The organism is Winogradskya humida, from assembly GCF_016862215.1.
Taxonomy (GTDB): domain Bacteria; phylum Actinomycetota; class Actinomycetes; order Mycobacteriales; family Micromonosporaceae; genus Actinoplanes; species Actinoplanes humidus.
Genome location: NZ_BOMN01000088.1, coordinates 80,547 through 105,419 on the forward strand (window position 1 = coordinate 80,547; position 24,873 = coordinate 105,419).

A 24,873-nucleotide genomic window follows, 5' to 3' on the forward strand; every position below is an offset into this window, starting at 1 on the left:
TGGCGGCCCGGTGAGGGACGCTGCCATAGTCGGACCATGGGATGCGGTGAGGGCCATCCGAACGACACCCGGGTTCGTGTCCTCCCCGGGCTTTTCGAATGCGGTGCCACGGTGTGGGCTCAGATCCCAACCCTGGTCGGTCCGGGCCGGGTCGTGCCGATGATGACACCTGTCGGCGTCTGCACCGAGCGGTATTACGATCCGTCGGCCGAGCCCATCGCCACCTGCGGATGCGGCAAGCTTGCCAGCGCCGTCTGCGGCCAGTGCGGCCAATATCGGTGTGCCGACTGCGTGGGTCTCTCCGGCGGATGGTGCCGGGGGTGCACGGGCGCCGGTGCTCAGCACGCGCGGTCCGCCGCGCTGGCCCGGGAACGGCAGATCGGGGTCAAGCTGACGACCATCGATCCGATCGAACGACTGCTGCAGGTCGCGATGTGGCTCGACGGCATAACGGGGGACGAGGTCTACCCACTCGTGTCGCGGCTCTGCCCCTACCTGGATTTCCGGAAGCCGATGACGTTCCGGGATCCGGCCGCCGAGGTGCGTCCGTACAGCCAGGAAACCGTACCCTGGGATTCAGCGATCGTCGGCAGATGGGTCGCGGCCGACGCCGCCCGGCGCAACCTTCCACCGGGCACCCAGGTCATCACCCTCGGACGGCCGTCGACGTCCTTGTCCGGGTGGTGGCTCTTTCGAGGCAGCAACAACCGGAACGCCTCCGGGCAGGCGGCCGACGCTTTCGTAGCCCAATCCGGGGCGGTGGTCCACGCCGAGAACCCGATCACCGATCGGGGCGACATCCTCACCAAGCGCCTCGTCCCCACCGGGCTCAACCTGCGCGCCCTGTCGCAACTCGGCCGCATTCTGGACCTCCGCCTGCCCGGCTGACCACTCGCCGAGCAAGGTGGACGCACTTCCCCACCACTCCAGCCGGCCCTGCATCGTCACCATCCGCCGAGTCCTTTGGTGGCGGCGTAGCCGGGCGACAGGGTGACCGGCCCGATCCACCCCCGCCGGACGGCGCGGATCTGGCTGCGTGCGGGCTGACCAGGATGGACGTCGCGGCCCTGTGCCCAGTTGTCCAGCAGGCCGCGGGTGGTCTCCAGGGCGGCGGTCACCATCGTGTGGGCGTGGTCCTTGTTGTCCCAGGTGTACCAGAGCGCCCAGCCCTCCTCCCGCGCTTCGACTCCCAGCAGGTCACAGCCGGCACGATAGTTCGCGCCCGGCACGAGCAACGCGGCACCGCCGAGGGTCAGCACGGGCCGGTCACTCTCAGCGCAACCGTCACCCTCAAAATGCTGATGACGGAGGGTACGCGCGAGCTCGTTCACCCGCCGCTGCAGGCCACTGGCCTCCGCCGGGTCCTCCGCGTACGTCAGCCACCCCTCGTCGTGCGCAGCGGCAACCACATCACGAGCGAGTAGTTCGACCTGCCGCAGATACCCCTGCTCACCCGGTTCCGGCACGAGGACAGTGTGGCCGCCGCCCACGATCTTGTCGCGGGATTTGCTACCGGCTGGGACAAGCGTGCAGGGCTGCGGCGGTGGCCGCGTCGGCGGGCAGAAATGCTTCGAGTTTGAGCTCCGAGAGGGTGATGTCGGTGGCGGTCGCGAAGGTTGTCACGGTGGTGATCAGGTGCAGCTCGCCGAGGGGCGAGCCGAGGTGGAGCGGGACCGCGAAGCCCAGGTGGGCTGCCGACGGCTCAAGATCGGGAACGTACGCGGAAAGCTCGTCGCGCAGCGCCGGCAGGTGCTCGAGGCGGCCCAGGATGTGGCGTCCCCATTCGGGCAGGTTGCGGATGCGGGGCGCGATCCCGGCCGGATGCAGCGCGAGGCGGTAGACGTTGCAGCCGGGGCCCGTCAGCTCCGCCGCTGCGCCGGACGTGAGCACGCCGAACGAGGCGTTCGCGGCGATCAGGGTGCCCGTGCCATCGGTGACCAGGGCGGGGTAGGGCTCGTGGCCGGCGAGGATGTGGCCGAGCGCGGTACGCACCGGGGCCAGCGCGGCGGCGTCCAATGCGGTTTCCGGGTAGGCGGGGGCGTACCCGGCGGTCAGGAGCAGGTCGTTGCGTTCGCGCAGGGTCAGGTTCAGGGATTCGGCCAGGCGCACCACCATGGCGCGACCGGGATGGGACCGGCCCGCTTCCATGTAGCTCAGGTGGCGTTGCGTGGTGCCGGCCCGGGAGGCGAGCTCGAGCTGGCTGACCCGGCGGTCGACGCGCCTGGCCCGCAGCGCGCGGGGAAAGTCCATGGCCAGTGTGTAGCGGCGGTCAGGGCATCCCGGCTATACCTTCGAGGGAATTGCCGGTGTACGCGCGCCCGGCGACCATCATCGGCGTGGACATCGGCGTACTACTTCCGACCAGCTCGACCCGGAGCGACCCGCGCGACCTGATCACTTTCGGCCGGGCCGCCGAGCGCCTGGGTTTCTCCTCCCTGTTCGTCAACGATTCCCTGCTCAGCCCGCGTGTAGAAGCGCTGACAATGCTGGCCGCGCTCGCCCCGGTCACCACCACCGCGACGCTGGGTACGGGCGCGCTGTTGCCGTTCCTGCGCAGGCCGCTGCAGGTCGCGCAGTCGCTGGCGTCGATCGATCTGCTCTCCGGCGGACGGCTGACCGTCGCGGTGGGTGCGGGCTTCCCGGGGCGCTTCGGGAAGCCGCAGTACGAGCTGTCCGAGGTGCCCTGGGCCCGGCGGTTCGCCCGGCTGGACGAGACGGTCGGGCTCTGGCGCGCACTGTGGGCCGGTGCCGGCAGTTTCCACGGCGAGTTCTTCCGGCACGACGACCTCCCGCCCGCGACGCGCCCGTTCCGTGCCGGCGGGCCGCCGATCTGGCTCGGCGGTGCGACACCGGCGGCCCTCGCCCGTGCTGGACGCCTCTACGACGGGTGGTTGCCGTACCCGCCGGACCCTGACGATTACGCCTCCGGTCTCGCGCAGGTACACAAGGCCGCGGCGGACAACGGCCGCGCCACCGAGGCGATCACGCCCGCGCTGTTCGTGACAGTGCTGATCGACGAGGACGCCGACCGCGGCCGGAGCACGATGGAGAAGTACGCCACCGCCACCTACGGCGTACCCCTCGCCGACCTCGAGAAGATCCAGGCCGTCGTCACGGGCTCCGCGGACCAGGTCCGTGCAGCGCTGGACCGCTACGCCGGCGCAGGCGCGCGCCATATCGTTTTCCGTCTCGGGGCGCTCGATCTACGCTCCCAGCGCGACCAACTGGAGCGAGTCGCAGCGGCTGTGGTCAGCCTCGGCCCTTGAGGACGAAACCCATGCCGATCAGCCAGGGGAAGACGGAGAGGACCGCGCCCTTGACGCCGCCGAAGGAGAGCATGGCGAGGGCGACGAGGCAGAGGGCGATGCCGATCAGCAACGGTACGCGCCCGGGTGGGCGGCGTTCGGGCTGGAAGGCCGAGGTGAAGCCGGGGTCCTCCTGGTGGAGGTTGTTGACGATGTCGTCGAAGCGTTTGGCGTCGTCCGGGTCTGCAGCCAACGTCCACCTCCGCGATAGCCTTCAGCCTACGGCGTGTTGCACGATTGTTTCGAGTGCCTCGCGCGCAACGGCTGCCGGTTTGTTGTGGGTGAAGCCGTGGTCGACGCCGGGGAAACGGCGGTGCGTTACCGCCACCCCGGCCGCTGCCAGCCGGGCGGCGAAGGCGTCGGCCTCCGCCGCCACCGTGTCCCGCTCGGCCGTCATGATCGGCAAGGGTGGGAAGCTGCCCTGGTCGGGGTCCAGCGCGGGGGACGCGAGCGGTTCGGCCCGGCGCGGGACGTCCCGGAAATAGGTGCCGTCGAGGTCCTGGCCGGGCGCGACCGTCCGGCGACGCCGCGGCCTGTCTCGAAGCGGCCCAGCTGATCGCGGTGATCCGCTCGCTCGTCTCCCCCGAGGTCCGTGCGGCCGTCGCGGGTGGCCTGGCGATGAACGATTGGATCGACGAGGCGACGTCCCTGATCGAGCGGTAGCCGTCGGCTAGCCTTCGTGATCATGAGTGGAACACCCGGCATCGACGTGCCCGACGCCCGCGGCCGCACCGGCCTCGACCGGACCGGGCGGGAGCTCAAGGGCAATCCCGATGTGGTCATCCAGGACGTCGAGCTCCTGGCCACGGCCTGGCACGTGCTGCGCCGCACCACCTACGACTATCGCAGCCCCGACGGCACCTGGTCCCGGCAGCAGCGGGAGACCTACGACCGCGGCAACGGCGCCACCCTGCTGCCGTACGACGCAGAACGCGGCACGGTGCTGCTGGCGCGCCAGTTCCGTTACCCGGTCTATGTGAACGGTCACCCCGATGGCCTGCTTCTCGAGACGGCGGCCGGGCTGCTCGACGAGGACGGCCCCGAGGACGCCATCCGCCGCGAGGCCGCGGAGGAACTGGGCATCACCGTCGGGGAGATCCAGCACGTGTTCGACGTCTACATGAGCCCCGGCTCGGTCACCGAACGACTGCACTTCTACGCGGCGCCGTACACCCCGGACACCCGCCTTACCGCGGGCGGCGGGCTCGCCGACGAGGGCGAGGACATCACGGTGGTCGAATTGCCCTTCGCCGAGGCCCTGGACATGACGTACGACGGCCGCATCAACGATGCCAAGACCATCATGCTGCTGCAGTGGGCGGCGCTGCGCGGTCCGTTCCGCCCTTAATCGAGCAGGCGGCCGTCGCGCAGGGTGAGGACTCGGTCGGCGCGGTCCATCAGGGTGGCGTCGTGGGTGGCGACCAGGGCGGTCATGCCGCGGGCGTCGACCAGGGCGCGGAGCAGGTCCATGATGGCGCGGCCGGTGTCGGAGTCGAGCTGGCCGGTGGGTTCGTCGGCGATGAGCAGTGGGGGGTCGTTGGCCAGGGCGCGGGCCACGGCGACCCGTTGCTGCTGACCGCCGGACAGTTCGTAGGGCCGCTGGTTGGCCTGGCCGCCCAGGCCGACCAGCTCCAGCAGCAGCGAGACGCGTTCCTCACGGTCGGCGGTGTCACGGCCCGCCAGGCGCAGGGGCACGCTGACGTTCTCCGCCGCCGACAGGATGGGGATCAGGCCGAAGGACTGGAAGACGAAGCCGATGGTCGTACGCCGTAAGCCCAGCAGCTCGTCCTCCCCCGCCGCGGACACGTCATGCCCGTCCACGAGCACCGTGCCCCGCGTCGGCCGGTCCAGGCCGCCGATCATGTTGAGCAGGGTCGTCTTGCCCGCCCCGGAGCGTCCCCGGACGGCGACGAGCTCGCCGCGGCCCGTGGTGAAGGAGACGTCGCGGACGGCGTGGACGGCGCGGTCGCCCGTACCGTACTCGCGGCTGAGGTTCTGGACCTCGATCAGCTGGTCACTCATCGCCGGGCCTCACCTGGACGTGGTCGGATTCGAGGGTCAGCTTGACCCGGTCGCGCAGGGCGAGGGAGTCGACGAAGCCGGCGGGGAGCTGCATGCGGCCGGCGCGGTCGAGGACGGCGTACTCCTGGGAGACGATCTCCTCCGCGCCGTCGGCGCCGGTGCGCGCGCTGCGGCGTACCTCGGAGGCTGTTCTGCCGTCCCGGATCGCGACCGTGCGACGAACCTGGTCCGCGACGGCATGGTCGTGGGTGACCACGACGATGGTGACGCCCAGCTCGGCGTTGATGGTGCGCAGCGCTCCGAAGACGTCGGCCGCGGTGGCCTCGTCGAGCTCACCGGTCGGCTCGTCGGCGAACAGCACCTCCGGGTCGTTGGCGACCGCGACCGCCACCGCAGTGCGCTGCTGCTCGCCGCCGCTCATCTGATCGGGCCGGCGGTCCGCGCAGTGCGCGACACCGACCATCTCCAGCAGGTTCATCGCCCGGTCCCGCGACTTCTTCCCCGACAGCGTCATCGGGAGTTCGACGTTCTCCTTGGCCGTGAGGTACGGCAGCAGGTTGCGGGCCGTCTGCTGCCAGACGAAACCGACGATCTTGCGCCGGTACCGCAGGCGGCGCTTGGCGTTCATGGTGAGCAGGTCGAACCCGGCAACCCGGGCGATTCCGGCGGTGGGGACGTCGAGGCCGGAGAGGATGTTGAGCATCGTGGACTTGCCGGAGCCGGACGCGCCGACCACCGCGAGCAGCTCGCCGCGATCGACGACCAGGTCGAGGCCCTGCAGGGCGACCACCTCGACGCCCTCGGTCTTGAAGATGCGGACCAGCCCGTCGCAGACGAGGTGCCCGCGCAGCCGGTCGGTGCCGCCGGCTCGGGCCGCTGCCCGTTCCGCTGCCCGCCGCTGCAACTCCGCCAGATCTGACATCTAGTTGTCCTCTCCGAGTCGCAGAGATTCGCCGAGGCGCATCCGGCGGTGTGCCATGGTTTCCACCGTCACCGCGGTGATCAGGCCGGCCAGCAGCAGGCCGAGCGCCTGCAGGAGCAGCCAGGGGTGGAGGCCGACGACCGCGGGGATGCCCGCGGTGAAGGCGTCCAGGCCGAGTGACGCCCCGATCAGCCGGGGCAGGGCCCAGCCGACGAGGGTGCCGGCGACGAACGCCACCGCGAGCAGCGGTGCCAGTTCGAGCAGGAGCAGGTTGCGGCCCTGGCGCCGGGAGACGCCGAGGGTGCGCAGCCGGGACAGCGCCTGGCCGCGGCCGGGGGCGTCGGACAGCACCGCGAGCCCGACCGCGAGCAGCGCGAGCAGCACCGAACCGGCCGCTCCGGCGGTGAACACGAAGCTGAGCAGGGCGTTGACGCCGCTCTCGTCGAGCGAGCGGCGTTCCTGCTGCCAGGTCCGCACGGTGGCGAGCCGGGGCAGTTGCTCGTCGGTCACCTCGGTGGCGCCGGCGTTGATCGTGCGCTTCAGCAGGCCGAGGTAGTACTCGCGCTGGCCGGTGTTGGCGGCCACGCGGACGGCTTCCGGGTTGAAGCCGTCGCCGGTGATCAGGTAGCGGGTCGGCACGAGCGGGTCGAAGTCCGGGACGGGCAGGGCTGCCCAGGGCACCGCGATGAACTCCCGGGCCCCGATGTCGAGGCCGGGCATCGAGCCGGCGACCTCGTCGACGCGGAAGTCGTACCGCCGGCCCTGAATGATCATCCGGCCGCCGGTGCCGACCTTCGCGGCGACGGCCGGCGAGACCACGACGGGGATCGGGCCGGTGCCCGCCTTCGCGGACAGCGCCGGCGGGAAGCGGGTGCTGTGGCTGCCGTCCACGACGAGCAGCTGGGCCTGGGTCTGCATACCCTGCGCGGGGATCAGCGGGACGCCGGAGCCGACCAGCATGGGCACGGCCGCCTTGACGCCGGGCACCGCGGTGAGCAGCTTGTCGCTGTCGGGGGCGAAGCCGAAGCCGGTCACCGTCGCGTCGGCGGGGACGATCTGCGCGGCGGCACGGTCCCGGGCGTCGTCGATGGTCGTGCGGACGGCGGCGGTGAAGACACCGGTCGCGGCGGCGACGATGAGCACGGCGACCGGCCCGGCGGACAGCGGCGCGCTGCGACCCGCGCGGGCCAGGCCGAGGAAGCCGACCAGGCCACGGCCGCGTGCCGCCAGCCGGCCGGCCTGGCGCAGGGGCCAGGGCAGCAGGCGTACGACGACCAGCGCCGCCGCCGCACCGAGCAGCACCGGCACGACGACCAGGAACGGGTCGACCTCCTCCTGCAGGCCGCGCCGCCGCAGGAGCACCACCCCGAACCCGGCCAGCAGCACCAGGAACACCTCCGCGGCGAGCCGGCGCGGACCGGGACGCGGCGACGCCCGGCCGGTGCGGGGGCGCGAGCGGGCGGCGAGCAGCGGCGCCACGCCGGCGGCGATGACGAGGACCACGGCGAGCAGCGGCGCGTCCGTGGCGGGGGTGCGGCCGGGGAGCAGGGTGGCGGCGAGCCAGCCGAGCACGACCGCGGGGGCCGTGACGAGGGCGGTCTCGGCGAGGGTCCGCAGGGCGGCACGGCGTGCTGTCCCGCCACGGGCGCTGAGCAGTGCGTACTCCTCGCGGCGCCGGTCGGTCATCAGCAGCGCGGCGAGCACGATCAGGCCGAGGACGGTGGCGACGAGGCCGGACTCGACAACCGCCACGGTCGCCCGGGCGGACCGCTGCCGGGCGGTGAACTCGCTGAGCTCGGTGTCCAGGGTCGTGGTGAGCTTCAGGTCCTGATCGACCGGGGTACGCCGGGCGTTGACCACGGCCGTGGTGAGCGGCGCGACGACCGACGCGTCGAGGCGGTCCGGGTCGAGGCGGTAACGCCAGGTGTACGCGAGCGGCCCGGCCCCCTCCCCGAGCAGGGTGACCCCGGGATCGTCGGTGAGCAGCGCGATACCGAACGTGAACCCGTCGTCGGGATTCGGGCAGAGGAGCCGTTCGGTCGCGAGCGGCTCCCAGCGCGGGGCCGCCGCGTCGAGCGGCTCGTAGATGCCGACAACGCGCACCGGGGTGGGGCTGCCGGCCTCGGTGCGCACGGTCAGCGCCGAGCCGACCCGCAGGTTGCCGAGCCGGGCACCGTCGCGGGAGACCATGGTCTCGGCGGTGGTGCGGGAGGCGGGGGCCCGGCCCTCGACCACGCGTACGGCGGCCGCCGCACCGGACTGGTCGACCGCCCGCAGCGTGGGGCGGCAGGGGCCGGTGAACGGCGCCGGGCCGGAGATCCCCACGCCGCGCAGCGTGGACTCGGCGGCGAACCAGCGGTCCTGGACCAGGCCCGGTATCGGCGCGGGCAGGCGCTTCTCGTAGCCCGTGAGCTGCCCGCGGGCGGTCTGTGGCGGGGTCTGCGCGACGAGCCCGGGCGACGCGGTGAACACGAGGTCGCGGGTGCTCCACGGCAACCGGGCCACGTCGGCGCGCAGGCCCCGGTCGGTGTAATGGTTCTCCAGCCGCGGCACGCCGCTGACCAGCAGCGCCCCGGCCAGGGCGAGAACGGCGAGCAGCCCGAGATGCCCTGAATACGCCCGGACCCGGCGCACCGTCGCCCTCATCGGTCGGCTCCCAGGTGCATGCGGGTGGCGGCGAGCCGGCGGCGCAGGGTCGAACCGGCCAGGGCGCTGAGCCCGAGCGCGAGCAGGAGCAGCAGCGCCGCCGTGCCCCCGGCCCGCCACCAGTCGACGACCAGGAACGGCGGCGGCACCGGCCGGGCGCCCTGCGGGGTCAGGATGAGCAGCGGCGCCATCGCGGCGGCCACACCGATCCCGACGACGAGCCCGGCCAGCACCCCGATCCCGGCGAGGAACGCCTGCTCGGTCATCAGCGAGCGGGCCAGCGTGCGCGGCCCGGCGCCGAGGGTGTGCAGGACGGCGAGTTCGTTGATCCGCCGCCGGGTGGTCGTGCGCACGTCGACGAGGATCCCGGCGGCGGCGAGGAGCAGGGCCCCGAGGGCGGCGGCGAACAGTGCGGTGCGCCCGCCCACGCCGTACGCGTCGGTGGCCGAGGCCGAGGCGATGGCCCGCCGGTCCAGGACCCGCAGGCCTCCGAGCCCGGCCGCGCCGGCGGCGGTCTCGTCGTGCGATCCCGCGGCCACCCCCAGCCACCACTCCTGCGTCTGATGCACCAGCCCGGCCTTGTGCAGCAGGTACGCCTGCAGCGACGGCAGGTCGACGAGCATCGCGGCACCCTGCTCGGAACCGGGCACCGCGACGATGCTCCCGGCCAGCCGCACCGGCACGTCCGCGCCGGCGATCCGCAGGGTCGCGGGCCCGTCGCCGCTGAGCCGCAGCCGGCGCTGCGCGTCGGGGGTCGCCACCACCGGCACCGGCTCCGGCCGGGCCAGGAGCGGGCGGACGATCGCGAACTTGGTGCGCCCCGAATCGGCGGCGCTGACGCCCAGCCTGAATGAGGTGGCGGTGACCTCCGACCTGCCCACGGACGGGATCCGGCCGACAGCCGTCCAGCCGTCGTCGGGGGCGACCGGTGTGGCGTCGACCGCGAGGCCGGAGAGCTCGAACTCGAGGGACAGGCCGTAGAACGCGTCGGTGTCGGCGATGAACCCGGCCAGCCGCAATCCGCTCGCCGCGGGGAGTGCCGCGCTGAACTTCCCGCTGGTCAGCGCGACGGTGGACTGGGCACCGGAGGCGTCGAGCACGACCGCGGACAGCGACGGGACACCGAGCCCGCCCGTGATCGAGAGCGTGCCGTTCAGCCGCTTACCGGCGGGCAGGTCCACCAGGGGCGGGGTGCTGCGGGCCGCGGTCAGGGTCGCGCTGAGGGCACCGGCTCCGCCGTCGTAGAGATCGCTTCGTACGCGCAGAGTGCCCCGCGCCGCGGCCGCATCCAGCGCGATCAGCTCGACCGCACCGTCGTCGGCACTGCTCTGCACGGTCTCGCGCCAGGCCGGCAGCACCGCGGCGACGCCGGGCAGTGCCGCGAGTTTCCCGGCGCGGCTCGGGGGCGCCGTCCCGGAGATCTCCTCGAGCCGCAGGTCCGCGCCGACGCCGTGGTCAGCCTGATCGGTGACGGAGCGCCCGGCGGTCCCCGCGAGGCACCAGCCGACCGTGCCCGCGGCGACGGCGAGGGCGAGCAGCAGCACCGGCCCGGCGTGCGGGCGGCGACCGGCCTGCCACATGCCGAACAGCGGCGCGAACCGCTCGCCGCGCCCGAGGAGCCGCTCGGCGAGCCGGGCCGCGGGGGCGAGCAGGCGCAGGGCGAGCACCGCCCCGGCGAGGATGCCGAGGGTCGGGGCGGCCGCCAGCAGCGGGTCGATGCCGAGTGAGCCGCCCACCCCGGACGACAGCGGCGACGAATACTGCCGCAGCTGCAGCCAGCCGAGCACGGCGACGATCAGGAGCAGCAGGTCGGCCCCGGCACGCTGGATCACGCCACGCCGGGTGGGCCGCGACTGGGCGACCATGTCCTCGGTGTAGGTGCCGCCGCGCAGCACGGGCACGGTGATCGCGAGCGCGCAGCCCGCCCCGGCGACAAGGGCCACCAGCCACAGCCCCGGGTACGCCTGCCAGCCCGCCGGCTCGGACAGCCCGAACCAGCCCCGGGTGCCCGCGAGGTGCACGGCCGCGGCGGCCAGCGGCGGCGAGACCAGCACCGCGGGCAGCACCACGGCGACGGCCTCGCCCGCGGTCAGCCCGGCGAGCTGCCACGACGTGGCGCCCCGGGCCCGCAGCAGCGCCGACTCGCTGCGGCGGGACTCCGTGAGCAGGACCGCGACCAGCACCAGCGCGAGCCCGCTGAGCACGCTGATCAGCAGGATCGGGGTGACCAGGGCGGACCGGCCGACGAGGTCCGCGCGGGTCAGCCGGCCCGCGAGATCGCCGAGGCTGCTCTGCACGCTGGCGGAGCTGCCCAGGCCGGTCGCGGCGGGCAGCTCGGCGCGCTCGGCGTCGATGGCCGTCGCGGCCTGCCGTGCCCCGGCGACTCCACCCCCGGCGAGCTGGACGTCGGCGAGCCACGCGGCGGAGGCGTTGCGGGCGAAGCCGTGGTCGAAGTCGGCGCGGTCGACGACCAGCGGGCCGTACGTCGCGGAGCTCGGTGCGACCCCGCCGGAGACGTCGGGGGCCAGCTGCCAGAAGGGATCCCTGGCATCCCGCGGCCGCCAGACCCCGCTGACCACCAGCGTGGTGACCTTCCCGCTCACCCGGTCGGTCACCGGGACCCGGTCACCGGCCGCGAGCCCGAGGATCCGGGCGGCGCCCTCCCCCACGGCGGTCTGCACCGGCGACGCACCCGGCTCGGGCCACGCGCCGCCGCTCAGCACGGCGTGCTCCGGCAGCCCCTGCAGGAACATCACCGACGCGTAGACGATGCCGCCCGAATCCGGCACGGCGTCGCCGGTGTTCCCGGACAGGGCGCGGCCGGCAGCGTACCCGGCGGAGTAGACGGTGACCGGGCGCCCGCCGAGAGCCGCCCCGAGCCGCTCCCGCACCGCGCGGTCGCGTGTGCCCAGGTCCGATGTGGTCTTCCCGGCGGAGCCGCGGACCAGCACCGAGCTCTCCTGCGGCGCCGCGGCGTCCAGGGTGGCGTTGACACCGGCCCCGACAACCTCGCGGCTGTACGCGACCAGCCCCGTGAGCAGCAGCGTCGCGATCAACGCCAGCCCGCCCGCGGCGGCCAGCAGCGAGCGCGCGGCACCTGCGCGCCGCACCACCAGACTCATGTCGCGTTCTCCCCCTCGGCCCCCGTACCGCGAAGGGGACTATAGAGGCTGGAACGCCGCTGCCGCCTCACCCGTTGATCCTTAGCGGCGATCGTGATCGTGCTGTTGCCTTACTTCACGACCTGATTGATCAGCGGCTCACCGGCGAAGTGGCGGCGGGCCTGGGCGGCGGCGAGGCGGTAGACCCGGTCCTGCAGTCCCTCGGTGATCGCCCCGGAGTGCGGGGTGATCAGGACGTTCGGCAGGGTCCACAGCGGATCCTGCGACGGCAGCGGCTCGGGGTCCGTGACGTCGAGGGCCGCGGAGATCCGCCCGGAGCTGAGCTCGGCGTAGAGCGCCTTCGAGTCGACGACCGGTCCCCGCGCCGCGTTCACCACCAGGGCCCCGTCGGGCAGGGCGGCGAGGAACCCCGCGTCCACCAGGCCGCGGGTCTCGTCGTTCAACGGCGTCAGCAGCACCACGACGTCCGCCTCCGGCAGCAACCCGGGCAGCTCGGCGGTCCCCCGCACCCCGGTCCCCGGCCGCGCCGTCCGGGCGACCAGCGTCAGCTCCACCTCGAAGGCCTCGAGCCGGCGCGCCACCGCGGTGCCGATGTTGCCGGCACCGATGATGAGCACGCGCCTGCCCCGCAGCTCCCGCGTCGGGGTCAGCCAGTCGTGCGCCCACTGCCGGGCGTGCTGGGCCCGCTGGAACGCCGGGAAGTTCCGCAGGCTCGCCAGGATCGCGGTGATCACCCACTCCGCGGTAGCGGAGTCGTGCGCGCCCCGCGCGTCGGCCAGCGTCACCCCGGCCGGCACGATCCCCGCCCACGCGTCCGAACCGGCGCTGGGCAGCTGGATCACCCGCAGATCGGGCAGCTCACCGACCAGCCCCCGCAGCGACAGCTGGTTGAGGAACGTCGGCACCCAGAACTCGACGCCTGCGGTGGACGACGGCAGAAGTGCGGGATCGTCCGCCACCTCCACCACGACGTCCGCGGGCAGCCCCTCGAAGTAGGGCAGCCCGGACTTGTGCGGAACCCAGATCTTTCTCACCTGCTGATACAACGCCACGACGCGAAGACTATTCAGAGATCCCCGCCGAAATAAGCGTGCCAGTGATCACACCCCGGCCGGGAGTTGGCCAGGTCACAGCAGGCTCATGCCGGTTGGGGCTTGTGGGCGGCGAGGAGTTTGGCGAGCAGTGCCTGGAGCTGGCGGCGCTCCGGCTCGGTGAGGCCGGCCAACAGCTCATCCTGGACCTCGTCAGCGTGTTTCTGCAGGTCGTCAAGGTGGTGGCGGCCCGCCTCGGTGAGGCTGACGACGTTACGGCGGCGGTCGGTGGGGTCGGGATGGGCCGGGCCGAGGCGGCCGAGGATGGCGTTGATGTCGTTGCGGTCGAGGCCGAGACGGCGGCCGAGGCCGGCCTGGCTGAGCGGGCCGTATTCCTCCAGGGCGGCGAGGACGGCGAAGTCGGCCCGGGCACGTCATCATGACCAGCAGTGTCGCCGCCTCCACCGGCAGCAGCGGTGGCGGGGAGATCCGGGTGCGGGACCGGGCCGAGTTCGAGGCGGCGACGGGCGGGCTATCGTTGCGCCGATGAGCCTGGGGCCGGCCGCGCTGCCGAAGTGGGAGAAGATCCGGGTGCAGCGCGCCGAGGCCGAGTACGACTCGGTGAAGAAGGACCCGCGCATCGCGTACGGGTTGTGGTGCGTCGTCGGCATCCTCGGCGGCCACCGCTTCTACCTCGGCGACACCGCACGCTCCATCGCGATGCTCTTCACCTTCGGCGGCCTCGGCGTCTGGACCCTGCTCGACGTCTTCTTCATCGCCCGCCGCGTGCGCACGGTCAACCGCACCCGCCGCGCCGCGATCATGTCCCGCTACAACATCCTCGAAGCCCCGCAGTGAGAGCCGCGCGCGGCCGTATCCAGCGCGGGAAGGGTTACCGTGGGTGTCGATGGCGATCCAGTTCTCCCTCCTCGGTGCGCTGACGGTCACGCGGGCCGGCGCCGGGCTGGACCTCGGCGCCCGTCAGCAGCGGCTGGTCCTGGCCCTGCTGCTGGCCCGCGCCGGGTCGCCCGTGCCGATGGACGACCTGATCGGGCTGCTCTACGACGGTGCCGCCCCGGCGAGTGCCGCGAACGTCGTTCATCGGCACGTCGGCACCCTGCGCCGGCTGCTCGAGCCCGGCCTGCCCGCGCGTTCCGGCGGTGGTTTCATCAGCAGCCAGCTGTCCGGATACCGGCTGACCGTGGCCGGGTCCGCTTTCGACCTCGAGGAATTCCGCCGGCTGACCGAGCGGGCACGTCAGGAGCAGTCCCTCGATCTGTACGCGCAGGCACTCGCACTGTGGCGCGGCCGCTGCGCCGCCGGGCTGGAACCCCCCGGCCGGACGCATCCCGCGTTCGCCGCCGTCGAGGCCGAGCGGGCCCGCGCCGCCCGTGAGGCCGCCGACCTCGCCGAGGCCGCCGGTCAGCTGCGCCGCATCCTGCCCCTGCTGGCAGCCGCGGCCCGGGAGCGCCCGCTCGACCAGGCTCTCCAGGCACGACTGCTGCTCGCGTACGCGGCCGACGGCAGACAGGCCGAGGCGGTGGCGGTCTACCAGAAGGTGACCGATCCCGGCCCCGAGCTGCGGGAAGCGTACGAGCGTGTCACCACCGCGCCCGCGCCCAGCCGGCCGGCCCAGCTCCCGCCCGATCCGCCGTTCTTCACGGGGCGCACCGGCCCGCTCGCCCGCGCCCACCGCATCGTCGCGCGCGCGGACCGGGGCGCCACGACCGTGCTGGCCATCGACGGGATGCCCGGCGTCGGCAAGACCACCCTGGCCGTCCATCTCGCCCACCAGCTCGCCGGCGACTACCCGGACGGGCAGCTCTACGCCGACCTGCGCGGCTTCGACCACCACGACGACGTGCTGAGCCCCGGCGAGGCGCTGCGCGGGTTCCTGGGCTCGCTCGGCGTGCCGCAGGACGCGATCCCCCGCGAGCTGCACGGCCGGTCCGGGCTCTACCGCAGCGCCCTCGCCGGGCGCCGGGTGCTGATCGTGCTCGACAACTGCCGCGACACCGAGCAGGTGCGCCACCTGCTGCCCGGCTCCCCCGGCTGCCTGGTCGTCGTGACCAGCCGTACCCAGCTCACCGGCCTGCTCACGACGTCCGGCGCGCACCCGCTGCCGCTGGGACTGCCGGGCGCCGGCGAGGCACGCGAGGCCCTCGAACGCCGGCTCGGCCCGGAGCGGGTCGGGCGCGAGCCCGCGGCGGCGGCCCGGATCATCGAGGGGTGCGGGCGGTTGCCGCTGGCCCTGGCGGTGCTCAGCGCACGGGCGGCCGGGAACCCCGGGGTGCCGCTGGGGCGGATCGCGGCGGAGCTCGCCCTCGCGCACGGCAGCCTCGCCGGGTTCGACAGCACCGACCCGCACACCGATCTGCGCGCGGTCTTCTCCTGGTCCTACCGGGCGCTGTCCGAGCCGGCGGCGCGGCTGTTCCGGCTGATGCCGCTGCACCCGGTGCCGGACATGTCGATCGCGGCCGCCGCCGGGCTCGCCGGGGTGCCGTTGCGGACCGGGCGCGCCCTCATCGCCGAACTCGAACGGGCCCATCTGATCACCGAGGACCGGCCGGGGCGGTTCCGGACCCATGACCTGCTCCGGGCGTACGCGTCAGAGCTGAGCGAGAAGCACGACCCGCCCCGGGCCCGGGCCGCAGCGATCGCCGGCTGTGCCCGCTTCTACCGCGCCACCGCGTATGCCGCGCACCGCCGGCTGCTCGCCTACCCGGGGTATCAGGCGCTCGGCGATCCCGGGCCCGGCGGGACCCCGCTGACGTTCGCCGGTCAGGGCGACGCCATGCGCTGGTTCGCCGCGGAGCAGCACGCCCTGACCGAGCTGGTCCGGCGGGGCGGGCGGCGCGGAGATCATGCCGACGCGTGGCAGCTCACGATCGCGATGCAGCAGTTCTTCGAGCGCAGCGGCCGCTGGCTGGACTGGGTGGCGACGGCGCGGACCGCGCTGCAGGCAGCGGTGGCCGGCGGCGATCTGGTGGGTCAGGCCCGGATGCACCGTACGCTCGCCGGCGCCCACTATTCGATGCGCCGCCTCACCGACGCCGCCTCCCACCTGGACCGCGCCCGGCACCTGCTGGACGGCCTGGGCCTGACCGGGGAGCTCAGCCGCGCCCGGCTCAACCTCGCGATGATCCGGCGTGCGGAGGGCCGCCACGAGGAGGCGATCGCGGAGCTGTCCGGGCTGGTGGGCCCGGCCCGCGCGGCCGGTGACGACAAGCTGCTTGCCGACGCCCTGGCCGGGATCGCGGCGAGCACCGCGGAGCTGGGCCGCGGCACCGAGGCGGAGCGGCTGGCCCGCGAGGCGATGCGGCTCTTCGAGGGCTACCAGGACGTCACCGGGCTGGGCGACGCCTGGCAGGTGCTGGGCCGGGCCCACGCGCAGTCCGGGGATCTGCCGGAGGCGGTGCGCTCGTGGCGGCGGGCAGCGCGGTTCTATCACGAGGCGGACGCGGACGCCCCCGCCGCGGACGCGCTCGCCGCGGCCGGCGACGCCATGGCCGCCGCGGGGCATGCCGAGGCCGCTGGTCAGGCATGGGGTGAGGCCCTCGCGTTGCTCGCCCACGAGCAGTCACCCGTGTCCCGGCGGCTCCGCGAGCGGGTGACCATGATGGGCTCGTGATAAAACTTATAGCTCCGGATCGATCCCTCCATCACATTCAGTGATGACTGTCGTGCCCATGGTCATTACACTGCTTTGACAGTCGCGTGTAAGTCAGATATCAGCGCACCCCCCTACGCTCGGGCCGCGCGGTGCCGCCGCCGCCTTTCGCGAGTACGGGGGGATCGTCGTGACCTGCGTCCAGGAACCGTCCACGCACGACCGGGAAATGCCCTCCACGCACTACCGGGAAATGCCCTCCACGCACTACCGGGAAATGGGCGACCGGATGACCGCGCTGCACGCCGGGCACTCCCGCGACGTCATGCGCTACCTGCTCGTGCTGACCCGCGGCGAACGGCACACCGCCGAGGACCTGCTGCAGGAGACGATGCTGCGCGCCTGGCGGCACATCGGCGTCCTGCCCCGCGACGACGAGAGCGCCCGGCGGTGGCTGTTCACCGTCGCCCGCCGGCTCGTCATCGACGCCGTCCGGATGCGCCGCACCCGGCCCGCCGAGATCGGCCTGGTCGACTTCACCTGGATCCCCGGCGCCGACGACACCACCGCGTCCGCGCTGGCCACCCACTCCATGAAGCACGCGTTCAACCGGCTCAGCCCGGCCCACCGCGACATCCTGTCCGAGGTCTATCTGCGCGGCAGCAGCACCGAGGAGATCGCCGAGAAGTTCGGCCTCCCCGTCGGCACGGTCAAATCCCGCGCGCACTACGCATTACGGGCCCTGAAGACCGCACTAGCGTGAGAAGTACGCCTTGACGCTGGTCGGCTGCACTCCGGCGTACTTCGCGTTGGCCGCCTCGGCGCTGCCGTTGAGCCCGACGACCTCGGAATCCCCCGCGCCGACCGTGACCAGCCCGCGGATCGGGAACGTCGCGATCGCCTGCTGGGTGCGCCCCGGCGGCGGAACGTCCCAGACGATGTAGACGAGCCGGACCTTGATCGGTACGTCGTTGTCGTTGTAGACGCTCACCCAGGAGAACCGTTCGTTGCGGCCGACCTCCTCGCCGTCATCGTCCAGCAGCTCCGTCTGCGGGTCGAACTCCACCTCGACCGGCTCCACGATCCGCGCGCGCAGCACCTTGACCCTGACGTCGTCGACGCGGGTCAGGTCCTCGCCGGTGAAGCGCAGCACGTCGACGTTCGGGCCGGGCGGCGTCACCAGCTCACCGCGGTCGCTGCCGAAGATCGTCGACACCTCGATGTCCGGGAGCTCGGCGCCGAGGAAGTCGATCGCGGTCAGCTCCAGCAGCGGGGCGAACGTGTCGGTGCCGTTGTTGTCGATCGTCAGCAGCTGGTTGATCGTGTCCTCCTCCGCGCTCTCCCCCTCGTAGTCGAACGCGAGGGCCGTCGGCGCGGCGGACAGCGCGACGGGAGCCAGCACCGGCACGACACACCCACCGAGCAGCAGCGGAAGGACAAGGAGGGACACACCGCGCGCGAACACCGCCGAAGGATAGTGGACCATCTTTTCCTAGAGCGCCCCGGCTGCGTGGTCGTCCCCTGCCAGCACGGCGCCCGCGGCGGCCACGACGTCGTCGCTGACCATCTCGTGGCGGGCCGCGGCGTGGACGTCGGCCAGGCGCCGGTCCAGGGTGTCCCCGAGATCCAGCTCGGCCTTGCCGGCGGCGTCGTGGACCAGGTCGACGGCGCGGGCGGCGTTCTGCGCCGCCGACGCGATCGCCAGCCGCAACCTCGCCCGCCGCACGGCGTCGCTGCCCTCCGCGGCCATCTCCGACATCAGGTACGCGAACCCGCCGTCCCGCAACGACGTCGCCCGCGCCACCGCGACCCCCGCGAAGTCACGCCCCAGCGCGGTGTCCCGCACCCGCTCGGCGACGTCGTCGATGGCGGCCCGCGCGATGCCCAGCGCCACGGCGGCGACGCCGAACGCGAACAGCGACCTCGTGGGGAACGTGTAGAGCCAGCCGGGGTCCGAGGGCTGGTCGGTCAGGGCGTACGAGTGGGTGTGCGGCACGAAGAGCCCCGCCACGTCGAACTCCCGGGCGCCGGCCCCGCGCAGCCCGGCGTGCGGCTCGCCGTGGTGGAACGTCACCGCCGCCACCGGCAGCAGCATCTGCCGCACCTCGCCGCCGCCACCGAGGCCGAAGCCTGCGCCCGGGACACCGCCGATCAGGCAGCCCGCCGACAGCCACGTCGCGTGCTCGGCGCCCCCGGAGACCGTCCAGTGCCCGCTCACCAGGAACCCGCCCGGCACCGCGATCGCCCGCCCGGCCGGCTCCGGGGCCACCGCCATCGCCAGCCCCGGATCGTCGAGCAGCTCCGCGGTCACCCCCTGCGGCAGGAACCCGAGCGCCAGCCCCGCGACCGCGCCGACCATCACCGACCAGCCCACCGACCCGTCCGCCCAGCCCAGCTCCTCGAGGACCCCGGCGGTGACCAGCGGGTCGGCCTCGACCCCACCCGCCCAGCGCGGCGCGGCGAGCCGGAACACCCCGGTCCGGGCCAGCCGGGAATGCAGCGCGGCGGGAATCGTGCCGGTCGCGGCGATCCCCGGGGCCAGCTCGCGGATCCTGGGGGTCAGCGCCCGGATGTCGTTCAACATGCAAGTACACAACGGACCGCGGGCCCGCCAGTTCACCTCAGGGGCGACGGGGCTCGGGCCGCGTACCCGAAGCCTCTGCTCTGATCCGCCTCAGCACCCGCTGAAGCAGCAGGTCACCGCCCTGAGGGGGCCCGTCCAGACGTAAGAATTTCGTCACGTCGGCGAGCGGGCAGACCTTCTTGTTCCGCATGCTATTGGTACGGCTCCGGGTGCCCGTCCGGTTCAGCTCGCCGTGGAAGACTGACCGGGTGGACCCGCTCGAGGACGTGTTGTCGCTGCTCGACACGCGCAGTTACCTCTCCGACGGGCTGATCGCCGGGGGCACCTGGGCGGTGGACTTCGAACCACCGGGCGCGGGCGTCAAGTTCAACGCCGTCCGCCGCGGCCACTGCCTGCTCGAGGTCGAGGGCCTCGACGCACCGGTCGAGCTGGCCGAGGGCGACTGCTACCTGCTCACCCGCCCTCGCAAGTTCCGCCTGCTCAGCGACCCGGCAGCGGTCCCGAAACCGGCCCACCCGCTGTTTGCCGCCGCCGCCGATGGGTGGGCCCGGACAGGCACCGGGGACGACGTCGAGCTGATCGGCGGCGGCTTCTCCTTCGGCACCCGCGCCCGCACCCTGCTCCTCGACAACCTGCCCCCGGTCGTCCACGTCCCGGCCGCCACCCCGCAGGCGGCCACCGTCCGCTGGGCCGTCGACCGCATCGACACCGAACGCCGCACCCACCGCCTCGCCGCCGGCCTGGTCACCGAGCACCTGGCCGTGATCATGCTGATCGAGATCCTGCGCCTGCACCTCGACCGCGACCCCGCCTCGGTGACCGGCTGGCTGGCCGGCCTCACCGACCCGGTGGTCGCCTCCGCCCTCCGCGAGATCCACACCCACCCGGAACGCCCCTGGACGGTGGCCACCCTGGCCGGAGCCGCCGCCGTCTCCCGCTCCACCCTGGCGGCCCGCTTCCGCACAGCGGTCGGCCGCGGCCCCCTCGACTACCTGACCACCTGGCGCATCGAACTCGCCGCCAACCGCCTCCGCCGGACCGACGCACCGGTCGCGGTGATCGCCCGCGACGTCGGCTACGGCTCGGAAAGCGCCCTCAACGTCGCCTTCAAACGCACCATGAACCTGACCCCCGCCGCCTACCGCCGCGCCAACTAGACGTCGGCGCCGCCGGTGACGGGGAGCACCGCGCCGGTGACGAACGAGGCCCGGTCGCTGAGCAGCCACGCCGCGGCCTCAGCGATCTCCTGCGGCCGGGCGGCCCGCCGCAACGGGATCTGCCCCGTGATCGCGGCGGTGATCCCCGGCTGCTGCTCCTCCCACCCCTCGGCCATGTCGGTGCGGGTCAGCCCGGCGGCGACGGCGTTGACGCGGATCCCGGCGGGGCCGTAGCTGACGGCCGCACTCTCGGTGAGACTGTTCAGCGCCCGTTTGAACGCGCTGTAGACGGGCGTCAGGTGATACTGCCGCAGGCCGGCGATGCTGCTGGTGCCGACGATCGCCCCGCCACCGGCCGCGCGCATCATCCGCACCTGCGCGGCCATGGCGACCCACACACCCTTGAGATTGACGCGTACGAGATCGTCGAACTCGTCCTCCGTACGGTCGGTGAGGTCGGTCGTACGCTCGAACACGGCCGCGTTGTTGAACGCGCCGTCGAGACCCCCGAGACGATCGGCGGCCCCGGCGACGGCGTCCTCCACGGACCGGGGATCGGCCAGATCGGCGACGATCGCGAAAGCGGTCCCACCGGCCGCGGTGATCTCGCCCGCGACATCGTCGAGAGCACCGGCGCTGCGGGCGGCGAGCGCGACCGCGGCACCCTCGTGGGCGAACAGCCGGGCCGCCGCCGCACCGATACCGCGGCTGGCACCCGTGACGAGAATCTTCCTACCGGAGAGCAACTGGTTGGTCATGCCACCAAGATCCGTTACCGGCCATGCCGTCAGGCAGGGACAGAATGTCCCTGGCTACGGTTCAGAAGTGAACCGCCAAGCCCTGGGCCAGTTCCTGCGACAGCGCCGCGAGGCCCTCAACCCCGCCGACGTCGGCCTCCCCGCAGCCGGCCGCCGCCGCACCCCCGGCCTGCGCCGCGAAGAGGTGGCCGCCCTCGCCCACGTCTCGATCGACCACTACACCCGCCTGGAACAGGCCCGCGGCTCGGCCCCGTCCCGGCACGTCCTCCGCTCCGTCGCCCGAGCCCTCCGCCTCGACGACGCCGAACGCGCCCATCTGATGACCCTCGCGGGCGACCTGGAACGGCTACCGGGCAGCCCCTCCCCCGACGTCCCCCAGCACGTACGCGACCTGATCGAACGCATGCCCCTGACCGCGGCCCTGGTCCGCGATGCCCGATCGGACGTCCTGGCCTGGAACCGCCTCGCCGCGACCCTGCTGGCAGGCTTTTTCGGCACGTTCCCCCGGCAACGCAACTTGCTGCACCGCTACTTCCTGCACCCCGACCCGGCCATCCGCTACCTGTCGGCCCAGGACGAGAGCGACTTCGCCCAGCAGGCCGTCAGTGCCCTGCGCACCACCGCCGACCGCTACCCGGACGACACCCGCACCCGGCACCTCGTCGCCGATCTGCACCACGGCAGCGCGGCGTTCCGTCAGTTGTGGGCGCGACCCGCCCGCACCGGCGGCCGCAACGGGATCAAATCCCTGTTCCACCCGGCGGCAGGCGAACTCACCCTCCACTACGACGTCCTCGACATCCCCGACCGGGACCACCAGATCGTGCTCTTCACCGCCCCACCCGGCACCCCCACCGGCAACGTCCTGCAGCACCTGACCGCTCCGGCCGGGCCCATTATCGATCGACGCTTATCTGTTTGATCTGGCGGCAGGCACACCGCATGCTCGGAGCCCTATGAGGACAGTTGTGGACGGTTTCGTCGAAGTTCCCCGTGGTTACCTCTACTACCGGCAGCATGGGCACGGACCGGATGTCGTGCTGCTCAACGCGGGTCTGGCCGATGTGCGGATGTGGGACACGACCGTGGCGTGGCTCGCCGGCATCGCCCGGGTCACCACCTGGGACTACCGCGACACCGGGTTGTCATCCTGGAGCAGCGGGCCCTACAGCGAGATCGACGACCTCGAGGCGGTGCTGGACGCCGCCGGTGTCTCCCGGGCCACGCTGGTCGGCGTGTCCGACGGCGGGCGTCAGGCACTGGCCTTCGCGCACCGGCATCCGGACCGGGTGGCCAAGGTCTGCGCCGTGGCCAGCTCGTTCGGCGAGTTCCCCGACCCGTCCGCGCAGGAGACCGCCGCCCGCCGCCGGATGCGCGAGGTGTTCGCCGAGGTGGAAGAACATGTGCGCAGCCGGGACATTCTCGCCGCCTCGGTCGTGGACGTCGATGCGTGGAGCCCTGCGGCCAACCCTGACGATCGGCGCCGGTTGATCGGCTGGCATGTCGCGAACGCCCGGATTCTGACGATGGAGCAGTACCACGGCGTGGAGCTTGATCCGCCGGTCAAAACGCGGTTCGCGGAAATCGGCACCCCCGTCGCCGTCTTCGCCGGCGGCCGGGACTTCGAGGGCACGCAACTGTGGGCGAGACGGATCGCGGACCAGGCGCCCACGGCCAGCCTTTTCACCGCGCCGGACGCGGACCACTACCCGATGTTCTCGGATCCCGGGCAATTCGAGCGTTTCCTGCGTGAAGCCGTCGCCAACCCCGGATAAGGCACGCGACGCCCATGTGCTCCGCGTCCCATGCGGTTGCCGCGGCGACTGGCTGAGCTGGCCGTCGCCGCGTGGGATCGGGAGGAGCTGGGTGGGATCGGTGACGAGAGTCGCGAGGAGTACGACGTGCGGGACGATGCCGCCGAGCTCGCCCTGATCGGCCCGGCGATCAGTGAGCGTGGTGTGTGGGACGGCGAGGAGGTCGTGGTGGAGCTGGATGTTGTTCAGGTCGCGGCGGCGTTGCGGGCCGCGCGGTAGGTGCCGTCCAGGCAGGTGTCGGGGAGCAGGAACCAGCGGAGGCGTTCGAATTCCTCGGGGAGGGCGAGGTCGGTGCCGTCGGCGGGGTCGGGGCGGGCGGTCATGAGGGTGCGGGCTTCGGCGAGGTGGGCGGCCAGGGCCTCTTCGCCGAGGGCGTGGCGGGGTGCGGGCATGGTGATTGTGCCGTCCGGGCCCAGGGACAGGTCGGCGAGGCGGACCCGGGGTGCTGGGAGGGCGGCGTGGGTCCAGCTGCCGGTGCGGGGGTCGAAGCGGTAGTCGGGGAGCATGCGGGCGCCGTGACGGGCGACCAGGTCGACTGCCTCGATCAGGTATTCAGCGACCGTGTCCGACAGGAAGTAGGCGAAGTTGAGGCGGGTCCAGCCTGGTTTGATGCCTTCCCAGCCGGCGAGGATGCCGGCCTGGAACTCGCGGGAGCGGGTGTCGCCGATGCCGAGGAGGCGGTGGCCGTAGGGGCTGGCGCAGGAGCAGCCGCCGCGGGACTGGATGCCGAAGAGGTCGTTGAGCAGCGCCGCGACGAAGTTGTGGTGCAGGTGGCGGGTGCCGGCTCGGATCTGGAAGGAGGCGATCGCGAGGCGGTCGGCGTGGATGTCGCCGAGCAGGTGGAGGTTGTCCAGGGTGGTCCAGTGGGTCAGGGCGCGCTGCCAGAGGGCGTGTTCGCGGGCGGCGATGATCTCGGTGCCGACGGCTTCCTTGACGGCGAAGGCGAGGCCGGCGCGGATAGATTCGACGACCGCCGGGGTGCCGCCCTCCTCGCGGGCGATGGGGTCGTCGAGGTAGCGGTGGGTGCTGCGGTTGACGAACGCGACCGTGCCGCCGCCGGGGCTGACCGGCACCCGGTTGGTGAGCAGGGCACGCTTGATCACCAGGACGCCGGGGGTCTGCGGGCCGCCGACGAACTTGTGCGGGGGGAGGAACACCGCGTCCTTGCCGGCCATCCCGATCGGCAGGTAGGCGCCGGCGGTCGCGTAGTCCCAGCAGGAGAGCGCGCCGAATTCCTTCAGCAGGGCACAGACCCCGGCCACGTCGGTGATCTGGCCGGTCACATTGGACGCGGCCGAGAAACTGCCGATGACAGTACGCCCGGAGCAGCCCGACAACCGCAGCCGCAGGTCGGCCAGGTCCACCCCGCCGTGCCGGTCGGCGTCCACCTCCACCACCTCGGCGATCGTCTCGCGCCACGGCAGTTCGTTGGAGTGGTGCTCGTACGGCCCGACGAGGACGACCGGGGGTTCGGCGGGCGGCGTACACGTGTCCTGAAGTTGCTCGGGCACGCGCAGGCCGAGGATGCCGACGAGCTTGTTGACCGCGCCCGTGACGCCCGAGCCGCAGAACAGCACCACGTCGTCCGGGCCGGCGCCGGCCCCACGGTGGATGATCGCCCTGGCCTCCTCGCGCAACGCCGTGGTCTGGGAACCCGTCGCCGTGGCCTCGGTGTGCGTGTTCGCGTACCGGGTGAGGACCTGTTCGCGGACGAAGTCCTCCACGAAGTCCAGTGCCTGGCCGGAGGCGGTGTAGTCGGCGTACGTGAGCCGGCGCGGCCCGTACGGTCCGTCCAGGATGTCCCCGGCGCCGATCAGGCCCCGGCGGATCCGTTCGAGCATGGGTGTGTCCATGTCCATCGATACTGCCACCCGCGCGCCCGGCGAAAAGCCACCGGCGCGG

23 protein-coding genes and 1 pseudogene are annotated in these 24,873 nt (G+C 72.9%); 11 read left to right on the plus strand and 13 right to left on the minus strand.

Annotated features, from left to right (window positions below; translation table 11 throughout):
- Nucleotides 1-159: 159 nt before the first annotated feature.
- The gene (locus tag Ahu01nite_RS31540) at nt 160-888 is read left to right on the plus strand and encodes a hypothetical protein (RefSeq protein ID WP_203840326.1); all 729 of its coding nucleotides are present in this window, start codon (nt 160-162) and stop codon (nt 886-888) included.
- A 56-nt stretch (nt 889-944) separates the two neighbouring features.
- Here the strand turns inward: Ahu01nite_RS31540 and Ahu01nite_RS31545 are convergent, their stop codons facing one another.
- Nucleotides 945-1,466 carry a hypothetical protein gene (locus tag Ahu01nite_RS31545; RefSeq protein ID WP_203840327.1) on the minus strand — a complete coding sequence of 174 codons (522 nt, stop codon included), beginning with the start codon at nt 1,464-1,466 and terminating at the stop codon, nt 945-947.
- A gap of 43 nt (nt 1,467-1,509) precedes the next feature.
- A complete protein-coding gene (locus Ahu01nite_RS31550) occupies nt 1,510-2,250 on the minus strand; it encodes a helix-turn-helix domain-containing protein (RefSeq protein WP_203840328.1) in 741 nt (246 codons plus the stop codon).
- Nucleotides 2,251-2,306: 56 nt separating this feature from the next.
- On the opposite strand from Ahu01nite_RS31550, the gene Ahu01nite_RS31555 reads away from it, so the two are divergent.
- Complete coding sequence (locus tag Ahu01nite_RS31555) at nt 2,307-3,266, plus strand: LLM class flavin-dependent oxidoreductase (RefSeq protein ID WP_203840329.1); 960 nt, start codon at nt 2,307-2,309, stop codon at nt 3,264-3,266.
- Here the strand turns inward: Ahu01nite_RS31555 and Ahu01nite_RS31560 are convergent.
- On the minus strand, nt 3,250-3,498 hold the full coding sequence (locus tag Ahu01nite_RS31560) for a DUF3040 domain-containing protein (RefSeq protein ID WP_203840330.1): 249 nt from the start codon (nt 3,496-3,498) through the stop codon (nt 3,250-3,252). The genes Ahu01nite_RS31555 and Ahu01nite_RS31560 overlap by 17 nt on opposite strands.
- 21 nt (nt 3,499-3,519) lie before the next feature.
- A pseudogene (locus Ahu01nite_RS31565) lies at nt 3,520-3,777 on the minus strand (alpha/beta hydrolase fold domain-containing protein); the annotation flags it as partial.
- A gap of 213 nt (nt 3,778-3,990) precedes the next feature.
- Between Ahu01nite_RS31565 and Ahu01nite_RS31570 the strand changes: the two are divergent.
- Nucleotides 3,991-4,653, plus strand: a complete 663-nt coding sequence (locus Ahu01nite_RS31570) for an NUDIX domain-containing protein (RefSeq protein ID WP_203840331.1) — start codon at nt 3,991-3,993, stop codon at nt 4,651-4,653.
- Here the strand turns inward: Ahu01nite_RS31570 and Ahu01nite_RS31575 are convergent.
- The 5 genes from Ahu01nite_RS31575 to Ahu01nite_RS31595 all read right to left on the minus strand — a co-directional run bounded on the left by Ahu01nite_RS31575 (nt 4,650) and on the right by Ahu01nite_RS31595 (nt 13,069).
- Nucleotides 4,650-5,327, minus strand: a complete 678-nt coding sequence (locus Ahu01nite_RS31575) for an ABC transporter ATP-binding protein (protein ID WP_203840332.1) — start codon at nt 5,325-5,327, stop codon at nt 4,650-4,652. The two genes, Ahu01nite_RS31570 and Ahu01nite_RS31575, sit on opposite strands and share 4 nt — an antisense overlap.
- A complete protein-coding gene (locus Ahu01nite_RS31580; protein ID WP_203840333.1) occupies nt 5,320-6,249 on the minus strand; it encodes an ABC transporter ATP-binding protein in 930 nt (309 codons plus the stop codon). The genes Ahu01nite_RS31575 and Ahu01nite_RS31580 overlap by 8 nt, the downstream gene beginning before the upstream one ends.
- Nucleotides 6,250-8,895: an FtsX-like permease family protein gene (locus tag Ahu01nite_RS31585; RefSeq protein ID WP_203840334.1), complete on the minus strand. Its 2,646-nt coding sequence runs from the start codon at nt 8,893-8,895 to the stop codon at nt 6,250-6,252.
- On the minus strand, nt 8,892-12,017 hold the full coding sequence (locus Ahu01nite_RS31590) for an FtsX-like permease family protein (protein ID WP_203840335.1): 3,126 nt from the start codon (nt 12,015-12,017) through the stop codon (nt 8,892-8,894). The genes Ahu01nite_RS31585 and Ahu01nite_RS31590 overlap by 4 nt, the downstream gene beginning before the upstream one ends.
- A 110-nt stretch (nt 12,018-12,127) precedes the next feature.
- On the minus strand, nt 12,128-13,069 hold the full coding sequence (locus Ahu01nite_RS31595; protein WP_438874846.1) for a 2-hydroxyacid dehydrogenase: 942 nt from the start codon (nt 13,067-13,069) through the stop codon (nt 12,128-12,130).
- Nucleotides 13,070-13,173: 104 nt separating this feature from the next.
- Between Ahu01nite_RS31595 and Ahu01nite_RS31600 the strand changes: the two genes are divergently transcribed.
- From Ahu01nite_RS31600 to Ahu01nite_RS31615, 4 genes are all read left to right on the plus strand, one after another.
- Complete coding sequence (locus Ahu01nite_RS31600; protein WP_203840336.1) at nt 13,174-13,491, plus strand: hypothetical protein; 318 nt, start codon at nt 13,174-13,176, stop codon at nt 13,489-13,491.
- Between the two features lie 103 nt (nt 13,492-13,594).
- On the plus strand, nt 13,595-13,906 hold the full coding sequence (locus Ahu01nite_RS31605; RefSeq protein ID WP_203840337.1) for a TM2 domain-containing protein: 312 nt from the start codon (nt 13,595-13,597) through the stop codon (nt 13,904-13,906).
- A gap of 49 nt (nt 13,907-13,955) precedes the next feature.
- Complete coding sequence (locus Ahu01nite_RS31610; RefSeq protein ID WP_203840338.1) at nt 13,956-16,679, plus strand: ATP-binding protein; 2,724 nt, start codon at nt 13,956-13,958, stop codon at nt 16,677-16,679.
- Nucleotides 16,680-16,887: 208 nt separating this feature from the next.
- Complete coding sequence (locus Ahu01nite_RS31615) at nt 16,888-17,421, plus strand: sigma-70 family RNA polymerase sigma factor (protein ID WP_203840339.1); 534 nt, start codon at nt 16,888-16,890, stop codon at nt 17,419-17,421.
- On the opposite strand, the gene Ahu01nite_RS31620 is transcribed toward Ahu01nite_RS31615, so the two are convergent.
- Both Ahu01nite_RS31620 and Ahu01nite_RS31625 read right to left on the minus strand, forming a co-directional pair.
- Nucleotides 17,413-18,123, minus strand: coding sequence for a hypothetical protein (locus Ahu01nite_RS31620; RefSeq protein ID WP_203840340.1), 711 nt, complete (start codon nt 18,121-18,123; stop codon nt 17,413-17,415). The two genes, Ahu01nite_RS31615 and Ahu01nite_RS31620, sit on opposite strands and share 9 nt — an antisense overlap.
- 27 nt (nt 18,124-18,150) lie before the next feature.
- Nucleotides 18,151-19,242: an acyl-CoA dehydrogenase family protein gene (locus Ahu01nite_RS31625; protein ID WP_203840341.1), complete on the minus strand. Its 1,092-nt coding sequence runs from the start codon at nt 19,240-19,242 to the stop codon at nt 18,151-18,153.
- A gap of 248 nt (nt 19,243-19,490) precedes the next feature.
- On the opposite strand from Ahu01nite_RS31625, the gene Ahu01nite_RS31630 reads away from it, so the two are divergent.
- Complete coding sequence (locus Ahu01nite_RS31630) at nt 19,491-20,399, plus strand: AraC family transcriptional regulator (RefSeq protein ID WP_203840342.1); 909 nt, start codon at nt 19,491-19,493, stop codon at nt 20,397-20,399.
- Here Ahu01nite_RS31630 and Ahu01nite_RS31635 read toward each other — a convergent pair.
- Nucleotides 20,396-21,157: an SDR family NAD(P)-dependent oxidoreductase gene (locus tag Ahu01nite_RS31635; RefSeq protein ID WP_203840343.1), complete on the minus strand. Its 762-nt coding sequence runs from the start codon at nt 21,155-21,157 to the stop codon at nt 20,396-20,398. The genes Ahu01nite_RS31630 and Ahu01nite_RS31635 overlap by 4 nt on opposite strands.
- Before the next feature lie 67 nt (nt 21,158-21,224).
- Between Ahu01nite_RS31635 and Ahu01nite_RS31640 the strand changes: the two genes are divergently transcribed.
- Genes Ahu01nite_RS31640 through Ahu01nite_RS31650 form a run of 3 tightly spaced genes read left to right on the plus strand, consistent with a single transcriptional unit; the run spans nt 21,225 to nt 23,190 of the window.
- Nucleotides 21,225-22,079 carry a helix-turn-helix transcriptional regulator gene (locus Ahu01nite_RS31640; RefSeq protein ID WP_203840344.1) on the plus strand — a complete coding sequence of 285 codons (855 nt, stop codon included), beginning with the start codon at nt 21,225-21,227 and terminating at the stop codon, nt 22,077-22,079.
- A 34-nt stretch (nt 22,080-22,113) separates the two neighbouring features.
- The gene (locus tag Ahu01nite_RS31645; protein ID WP_203840345.1) at nt 22,114-22,932 is read left to right on the plus strand and encodes an alpha/beta fold hydrolase; all 819 of its coding nucleotides are present in this window, start codon (nt 22,114-22,116) and stop codon (nt 22,930-22,932) included.
- 30 nt (nt 22,933-22,962) lie between these two features.
- On the plus strand, nt 22,963-23,190 hold the full coding sequence (locus Ahu01nite_RS31650; RefSeq protein WP_203840346.1) for a hypothetical protein: 228 nt from the start codon (nt 22,963-22,965) through the stop codon (nt 23,188-23,190).
- Here the strand turns inward: Ahu01nite_RS31650 and Ahu01nite_RS31655 are convergent.
- Nucleotides 23,157-24,824, minus strand: a complete 1,668-nt coding sequence (locus Ahu01nite_RS31655) for an aminotransferase class V-fold PLP-dependent enzyme (protein WP_203840347.1) — start codon at nt 24,822-24,824, stop codon at nt 23,157-23,159. The genes Ahu01nite_RS31650 and Ahu01nite_RS31655 overlap by 34 nt on opposite strands.
- Between the last annotated feature and the right edge of the window lie 49 nt (nt 24,825-24,873).

Excerpts from the sequence above, each read along its gene's own strand:
- Ahu01nite_RS31540 (WP_203840326.1), top strand. The coding sequence starts at position 160 with ATGATGACACCTGTCGGCGTCTGCACCGAGCGGTATTACGATCCGTCG.
- Ahu01nite_RS31550 (WP_203840328.1), bottom strand. The coding sequence starts at position 2,250 with ATGGACTTTCCCCGCGCGCTGCGGGCCAGGCGCGTCGACCGCCGGGTC.
- Ahu01nite_RS31570 (WP_203840331.1), top strand. The coding sequence starts at position 3,991 with ATGAGTGGAACACCCGGCATCGACGTGCCCGACGCCCGCGGCCGCACC.
- Ahu01nite_RS31575 (WP_203840332.1), bottom strand. The coding sequence starts at position 5,327 with ATGAGTGACCAGCTGATCGAGGTCCAGAACCTCAGCCGCGAGTACGGT.
- Ahu01nite_RS31580 (WP_203840333.1), bottom strand. The coding sequence starts at position 6,249 with ATGTCAGATCTGGCGGAGTTGCAGCGGCGGGCAGCGGAACGGGCAGCG.
- Ahu01nite_RS31585 (WP_203840334.1), bottom strand. The coding sequence starts at position 8,895 with ATGAGGGCGACGGTGCGCCGGGTCCGGGCGTATTCAGGGCATCTCGGG.
- Ahu01nite_RS31590 (WP_203840335.1), bottom strand. The coding sequence starts at position 12,017 with ATGAGTCTGGTGGTGCGGCGCGCAGGTGCCGCGCGCTCGCTGCTGGCC.
- Ahu01nite_RS31605 (WP_203840337.1), top strand. The coding sequence starts at position 13,595 with ATGAGCCTGGGGCCGGCCGCGCTGCCGAAGTGGGAGAAGATCCGGGTG.
- Ahu01nite_RS31610 (WP_203840338.1), top strand. The coding sequence starts at position 13,956 with ATGGCGATCCAGTTCTCCCTCCTCGGTGCGCTGACGGTCACGCGGGCC.
- Ahu01nite_RS31615 (WP_203840339.1), top strand. The coding sequence starts at position 16,888 with ATGCCCTCCACGCACTACCGGGAAATGCCCTCCACGCACTACCGGGAA.
- Ahu01nite_RS31625 (WP_203840341.1), bottom strand. The coding sequence starts at position 19,242 with ATGTTGAACGACATCCGGGCGCTGACCCCCAGGATCCGCGAGCTGGCC.
- Ahu01nite_RS31635 (WP_203840343.1), bottom strand. The coding sequence starts at position 21,157 with ATGACCAACCAGTTGCTCTCCGGTAGGAAGATTCTCGTCACGGGTGCC.
- Ahu01nite_RS31645 (WP_203840345.1), top strand. The coding sequence starts at position 22,114 with ATGAGGACAGTTGTGGACGGTTTCGTCGAAGTTCCCCGTGGTTACCTC.
- Ahu01nite_RS31650 (WP_203840346.1), top strand. The coding sequence starts at position 22,963 with ATGCGGTTGCCGCGGCGACTGGCTGAGCTGGCCGTCGCCGCGTGGGAT.
- Ahu01nite_RS31655 (WP_203840347.1), bottom strand. The coding sequence starts at position 24,824 with ATGGACACACCCATGCTCGAACGGATCCGCCGGGGCCTGATCGGCGCC.